Raw genomic sequence first — 497 nt, forward strand, 5'->3', positions numbered from 1 at the left:
TGGGATGTTCTCATTGCTATTGCTGGTGGGATTGCTGGTGTGATCGGTTCAAGGAAAAAAGAAGCAAACAATATCGTGCCAGGAGTAGCCATTGCTACAGCTTTGATGCCACCTATCTGTACTGCTGGCTATGGTTTAGCTAATGGGAATGTACGATTTTTATTGGGGGCTCTCTATCTTTTCTTGATCAACTGTGTCTTTATCATGCTAGCCAACATTGTTGGAACAAGAATTTTGATGAGAAAATCTCCTTTAACTTCATTTAAAGAGCTGAGCATTAAAATGAGAATTGGCTTGATTTCTTTGATTGTATTGTTGATTCTTCCAGCTAGCTATTAGGCAGTTACTCTGACAATAGAACAAGCGCGCAAAGAAGGGATCAAACAGTTTGTAGGAAAAGAGTTCGCCAATTATACGGTTATTAATCAAGTCTACAAGTCAAGTAACAATGAATTGGTCTTGACGGTTGTTGGAGATCCGATTTCAGAAGAAGAATT

Annotated in this window: 1 pseudogene; it reads left to right on the top strand. The window is 38.8% G+C overall.

Features of this window, described 5'->3' with window-relative positions:
• A pseudogene (locus HMPREF2686_RS06320) lies at nt 1-497 on the top strand (DUF389 domain-containing protein); the annotation flags it as partial.

Origin of the sequence: Streptococcus sp. HMSC057G03 (genome assembly GCF_001808745.1) — a bacterium.
GTDB lineage: Bacteria > Bacillota > Bacilli > Lactobacillales > Streptococcaceae > Streptococcus > Streptococcus parasanguinis_Z.